This is a genomic window from Synechococcus sp. R6-7 (assembly GCF_047461695.1).
Lineage (GTDB): Bacteria > Cyanobacteriota > Cyanobacteriia > Thermostichales > Thermostichaceae > Thermostichus.
The window spans coordinates 1-6,226 of the sequence record NZ_JANSHS010000043.1 but is presented as its reverse complement, the minus strand read 5'-3'; the positions used below and the strand labels follow the sequence as shown (position 1 = coordinate 6,226).

The following is a 6,226-nucleotide window of genomic DNA, read 5'->3' as shown; positions in this document are numbered from 1 at the left end:
GACGGGGCTTGCCGCGCCTTTTGGTCAGGGGATCGCCTCAAAGCAGCTTGCAATAGCCATAACTCACCTCTAACCAAAGCTGATCCGGAGCAGGGAGAAATCATCCTCAAAGTCCGTCCGCCCCTGAAAGGATTGGGCCTGATGGATCACCTGATCCAAACTATTGCCAGCGCCCTTGCTCAGCAGGGCTATCAAATTGTCCAGCCCCCAGATTTCTCTCTGGGGGTTTATGACTTCGTAAACTCCATCACTGAACAGGTAGAGATGGCTGTTCTCGGGGATCCGCACCTGATCCCTTTGAAAAGTGAGGTCGGGCAAAATGCCAATGGGCAAGTTGGCAGTCTTCAGCAGGAGCGAATCCTGACCCTGGATGAGCAGGGCAGGTGGGTGGCCGGCACTGGCAAAAGAGAGCAGACGGGATCCCGGCTGATAAACCCCATACCAAAGGGTGAAGTACATCTCATGGTGGGATCCCATTTGAAAAGAGTGGTTGAGGGCGCGCAAGACCGCGTCCGGCTGGCGGGGATCGGCATCGGCCAAGCCTTGAGTGCGCAACTGGTTCATCACCGACACCGACAACAGAGCGGATCCCACCCCATGCCCCGACACATCCAGCAGATAGATGGCCAGGTGTTCCTCATCCAGCCAATGATAGTTAAACGAATCTCCCCCCAATTCCTGGGAGGGTAAAAAGCGCCACTCGAGAGCCACTTTGCAGTCGGGGAAATAGGCTGGCTCCGGCAGGAGGGAACGCACATAGCTGGCCGCCTCGGCCAATTCTGCCCGTAACCTGGCCGTTTGCTGCTGCAGGTCATAGCTGAGCTGGTGCAAGCGTAATCCGGCCCGCACACGTGCCCGCAACTCATTGGGGTCGATGGGCTTGCTTAGAAACTCATCTGCTCCGGCATCCAGGCCCTGGATGCGGTCTTCGACCTCGGTGCGAGCGGTGAGCAAAATAAAAAACGTCGTGGAAAACTTGGGATCGGCTTTGATGCGTCGGCAAACCTCTAGTCCATCCATGTCCGGCATCATCCAGTCACAGATGATCAGCCCCGGCACCAGCAGGTGGGCTTGCTCCAGCCCCTCGGAACCGTTGCTGGCCATCTCCACGGTGTAGCCCTGTCGTTCCAGGGATCGCTTCAACACCAGCCGAATCGTCGGATCGTCGTCAACAATCAAAATGGTCGTCATGACCGCTGCACCCCAATCCCAAAGTCAAAACGCATTCAAACCCAACTCCAGCCCGATATCCCATACCGATAGGCAGACCTCTCATCCTAGCTTAGGGGTTGCAGCAGGAAAACCGGCTCGGCAAGCAGTTCACGACAAAGGGGTGAAGCCTCAACAGCTTCATCCATCGGAGCTGAAGGTGCGTATCACTTCGGGGATCCCCAAAACCGTGGTTGCACGCTACCCAAAAGCTAACCGTTTCCAGATACTGGTGGCGGGAGACAATTCGAGGCAGATTCTGGGCAGATTCTTCTTGAGAGACTTTCATTGGATACAGAGATACAGATCACACTCATCCATCCTTCGCCGACTTAGAGTGAACGTTAAGATTCAATAGCCTTTACCGCATGAGCACATCTCCCCCATCCTTATCCCCTTCCGCCGTTCAGGATTCGCGGGCGAGCTTGCCTCCGGGACCTAGCGAAGCTCACAGGGGAGAAATTCGGCTGGAGGACTTGGACGAGAAGCAATTGTTGGCCTCCCTATCGTCGGTGGTGTTAAACCCGGCAGCTTGGAGTTGCTTCAGCGTCAGTGAAACCAGCCGCCTGCTACGCCCCCTGCAAATCTGCCCTGACTTGACGGGAACTCTTGTTCTCTCCCCAGGGGCCACTGCCGAAGTGGTCTATAAGTTCCTGCTGAGCGACGGTCGGATCGGAACCATGAAGGGGCTGATCTCCATCGAAGACTTCCGCAGCGAGCGGCTGCGCTCCGTTTACGATCAGCTTCACATCGAGAAGATTATACCGGTCTTCACCGAGTCGGTTGTGGTGCAAATCATCGACCATTTGAAACCGATTTTTGCCCGTGACTTGGATGAGCTGCTTTGGCAAGAAAGTTTTTACTTTACCCCTCAAGATCTGCGCCAGCAGGAGTTCTTGTTGCGCGGCCTACGGCCCGAGGCGATCCCACGCAGCTTTCGGCCTCACCTGCAAAGGGTCTACACCCAGATTATGAAGGTGTGTCGCAGCTTGCCCAACATCGCCTTCCAACTGTGTCTGCGAGCCTACCTGGAGTACAACGAGGTCAAGAACAGGCATCTGCTGGCGCTTCTGCTCAGCAAGTATTTTTACACGCTCTACCGCATCGGCGGGCTGGACGGTTGGGAAAGTGGGGATCCGGTGGAGCTGGGATCCCTGCGCTCCTCCAATCGGCAGGCTCGACTCCAGGCTCTTGCTCGCCTTCTAACCCTGGACAACGACAGCGACGCTCCCCTGGTGGGCATTGGGGGCAGCGGGCTGGGGGGCAGCTATTTCAGCGGGGAACGGGAGCCTACTGGCGTTGAGATGGTGAGCTCGGAGGAGATTGAAAAGCTGCGGCAAGATGTGGAGGTGGCCCGCGGCCAGATCGCCGAGGCCCAGCAATTGGTGGCCCAATATCAGGAGGAGAAAAAACAGGAACTGCTCAACCGCCTTCAGGATCCGGGAAAGTTTCTTCTCTTCAGCATTCATCAGTTTTTTGACACCCTCTTCGGATCCCTGCCCGGAGAGGTGAAAAGCGAGTACGGGGCAGTTTGGGTGCCGCGCACCTCCTACTTGGATGAGAAGGAGCGAGATGAGCTGACAGAGCATTTGCGCCACATCACCAGCGAAGCTTATTTGGTCAGCGTTCCCTTTGCCGAGGCCACCCTCATCGGCTATTGGCGAGTTTTGGCGGATTCCTTCTACAACCAATGGGTTTTGAATCAGTACAAGCAGTTGCAAAGCTATGGAGTGGATCTGGAGCAACAGGGCATCCAGATTCTGGAACGAGAACGATTCCTGGATGAGGTTCAGTTGCGCTTTGCCGCCCGCCACCGAGAAATCGTCACCCAAAATGTGGAGAAGATCACCCAAATTGTGGTGGATAGCCTGGCCAAGCGGGTGGCCCTCAACACCGGCCAGCAAAGTTTTCAGGCTATGCGGGCCAAGTTGACCACCGTTTTGGATATGGACATTTCCCGCAAGGACGTGGGAGAAGTCAAGCGGCTGATCGACTACTTCACCGATGTGTTTTTGGGCAAGCGGGAGGAGCTGCGCTCCCCCTATCCGGTGGGCACGATTTTACAAGTCAAGGCGGCCATTGAGGCTCGCCCCCCCGATAGCCGCACCCGCATTGGTCTGGAAATTTTGGGTCAGCTCTACCGCGAGTACGTTCCTCTGCTGGGATCCGCACCGAGGTAGGAGGGGGGCAGAGCGGGGGATCCCGTGGGCCGACAGGTTTTGGGCAGAATGGGGACTGGCGTGCTGTCTAGACGGAGATTCCCCATGCGCTACCGCCAGCTTGGCCACAGCCCTTTGCAAGTTTCCGAGATCTGCCTGGGCACCATGACCTTTGGGCAGCAGAATACTTTGTCTGAGGCTTTCGAACAGCTCGACTACGCGGTGGAGCACGGGATCAACTTCATCGATACCGCCGAGATGTACCCGGTGCCGGCGCGGGCGGAAACCCAGGGATCCACCGAGCGCTACATCGGCGAGTGGCTGCAACACCAACCGCGGCATCGCCTGATCCTGGCCACCAAGATCACCGGCCCTGGTCGGCCCTGGCATTGGATTCGCGGCGGATCCCTGTCCATTACCCGCGACAACCTCAAGCAGGCGGTGGCCGGCAGCCTCAAGCGCCTGAAGACCGACTACATCGACCTCTACCAGATCCACTGGCCGGATCGCTACGTGCCCCTGTTTGGGGGCGTTGCCTACGATCCCAGCCAGGAGCGGCCCACCGTTCCCATTGCCGAGCAGTTGCAGGCTCTGGCGGAATTGGTGCAAGAGGGTCTCATTCGCTACATCGGCCTGAGCAACGAAACCCCTTGGGGAGTATGCGAGTTCTGCCAGGTGGCCGAGCAACTGGGGTTGCCCAAGGTGGTCTCGATTCAGAATGCCTACAGCCTCATCAACCGCACGTTTGAAATGGGCCTGGCGGAAGTCTGCCGCCACGAGCAGGTGGGCTTGCTGGCCTACAGCCCGCTCGGATTTGGGCTGCTGACGGGCAAATATCTGGGGGGGGTGAAGCCGCCGGGATCCCGTTTGGCCTTGTTTGAAGGCTTTGGCCAGCGGTACCGCAAGCCGAATGTGGAAGAAGCGGTGGCCGCCTATGTGCAAATTGCCCGCCGGCACGGCCTGACACCGGCCCAGTTGGCTTTGGCCTTTGTGCGCAGCCGCTGGTTTGTTACCAGCACCATCATCGGGGCCACCAGCCTGACCCAACTTAAAGAGAACCTCAGTTGCCTGGATGTGGAACTGTCCCCGCAGCTCCTGGCGGAGATCGAGGCGGTGCACCAGCGCTACCCCAATCCTGCCCCCTGAAAGGTTGGCGAAACCGGTGGCCAAATAGAACTTTTCGGAAGGTTTCCTCGTCTGGGTGTGCGGTTTGGATCATCCTCTCTTACACTTCTGTCCGGCCAACTTCCAGGGCCCCTCCCAACCGAGAGTGGGGATCCAAGACTGTAAATCTCGTACCCAGAACCTGAGGTGTGAACGATGCGTGAGCTTTCCCTTTGGCAGGGCTGGAAAACCGCCGCTCTGGTGATCAGTTGCAGCAGCTTGGCCTGGCTTGGGGATCCCGCTTGGGCCCAACTTTCTGATATCAGCACCTATTGGGGTGCCCAGTACATTGCCGGGTTGAATGAACGACAGATCATCGGTGGCTTCCCGGATGGCACCTTTCGCCCCAACGAGTCCATCACCCGTGCCCAATTTGCCGTCATTGTCACCAAAGCTTTTGGCCTAGATACCAACGTTCCTGTGCGCTCCTTTGCCGATCCGATTCCCAGTTGGGCGGCTCCCTCCATCGGCGCAGCGGCAGCGGCAGGGTTTGTTTCCGGCTTCCCGGACGGCACCTTTCGTCCCAACGATGTGCTCACCCGTGCACAAGCCATCACCGTCCTGACCCGTGCCGCCACCAACGGTAGGCTCATCGAAGATGCCGGCCAAATTGACGCGATCCTATCCGCGTTCGGCGATGCCAATTTGGTTCCCAACTTTGCCCGCGCCCCCATCGCGACAGCAGTTCAGGAAGGGCTGTTGGTGCTCTACCCCAACCCCACTCAATTGAATGCCCAGGCGGTGGCCACGCGGGGGGAAGTGGCTGCTCTTACCTACCAAGCGCTGGCCAAGGTGGGTCGAGTACCCAATTTGGATCCGCCGGTGGGGGCTGCCATCCCCGGCCCTGGGATCCGTACCGAGCTCCTTGCCCAGGTCACCCCTACGCCCGAACCCCTGACCACGCCGGACATTCCCATTGAGCCTCTGGTAGAAACGCTGCCCGCCGCCCCAGAAGTGAGAACCTTCTTCGCCCGCGAAGAGCTGGGATCCGTAAACCCAGGGGATACGATTACCGTGTTTTTGCTGGGATCCCCAGGGGCGCAGGGATCGTTTTCCATCCCCGGCATTGCCTACAACCTGCTACTGCAGGAAACCCGCCCAGGGCAATACGAGGGCAGCTACACCTTCCGCAGCCAAGACCGGGCCTCAGAAGCGCCTGTTTTTGCCCGCTTGGAGCGGGATGGACTGGTAACCCTGGTGCAGCTGCCGGATAAGACCATCACCATCGGGCGGGTGACCGACACCACCTTCCCCACCATCAGCGAACTGGCCCCTCCCAACGGATCCCTAACAGACAACCCTCGCCCCTCCATCTCAGCCCGTTTCCAGGACGACCAGGGAATCGACCTCAATAGCTTTACCTTGCTGGTGAACAATGTGGATGTCACCGCCCAAGCCCAGCTCACCCGCACCGGCTTCGCCTACACCCCAGCCGAGCCGCTGCCCACCGATCGACCGACCTTGATCGCCGCCCAAATTGCCGATACCAGCGGCAACACTGCCATCCAGCAGTGGTCTTTCCAGGTGCAGGCCGCCCAGCCCACTCCCACACCGACCCCAACGCCGACTCCAGCTCTGACCCCAACGCCAACCCCAACACCGGTAGCTACGCCTACTCCCACACCCACGCCGGAAGCTACACCCACTCCCACTCCACAGCCTGGCGGGGAGCATGACTCTAGTCAATAATAAGC

Annotated in this window: 4 protein-coding genes; 3 read left to right on the top strand and 1 reads right to left on the bottom strand. The window is 58.7% G+C overall.

Translation table 11 applies throughout. The annotated features are described in order from the left end of the window. Positions 1-69: 69 nt before the first annotated feature. Complete coding sequence (locus NW815_RS01730; protein ID WP_414384082.1) at positions 70-1,191, bottom strand: PP2C family protein-serine/threonine phosphatase; 1,122 nt, start codon at positions 1,189-1,191, stop codon at positions 70-72. Positions 1,192-1,634: 443 nt separating this feature from the next. Between NW815_RS01730 and NW815_RS01725 the strand changes: the two genes are divergently transcribed. The 3 genes from NW815_RS01725 to NW815_RS01715 all read left to right on the top strand — a co-directional run bounded on the left by NW815_RS01725 (position 1,635) and on the right by NW815_RS01715 (position 6,221). Next, on the top strand, positions 1,635-3,389 hold the full coding sequence (locus NW815_RS01725) for a hypothetical protein (RefSeq protein ID WP_414389479.1): 1,755 nt from the start codon (positions 1,635-1,637) through the stop codon (positions 3,387-3,389). 84 nt (positions 3,390-3,473) lie between these two features. After that, a complete protein-coding gene (locus NW815_RS01720) occupies positions 3,474-4,514 on the top strand; it encodes an NADP(H)-dependent aldo-keto reductase (protein ID WP_414389482.1) in 1,041 nt (346 codons plus the stop codon). A 174-nt stretch (positions 4,515-4,688) separates the two neighbouring features. Continuing rightward, positions 4,689-6,221: an S-layer homology domain-containing protein gene (locus NW815_RS01715; protein WP_414389484.1), complete on the top strand. Its 1,533-nt coding sequence runs from the start codon at positions 4,689-4,691 to the stop codon at positions 6,219-6,221. Positions 6,222-6,226 lie beyond the last annotated feature (5 nt).

Bases quoted from the DNA above. Each gene is read 5' to 3' on its own strand.
- NW815_RS01720 (WP_414389482.1), top strand. From the start codon at position 3,474: ATGCGCTACCGCCAGCTTGGCCACAGCCCTTTGCAAGTTTCCGAGATC.
- NW815_RS01730 (WP_414384082.1), bottom strand. From the start codon at position 1,191: ATGACGACCATTTTGATTGTTGACGACGATCCGACGATTCGGCTGGTG.
- NW815_RS01715 (WP_414389484.1), top strand. From the start codon at position 4,689: ATGCGTGAGCTTTCCCTTTGGCAGGGCTGGAAAACCGCCGCTCTGGTG.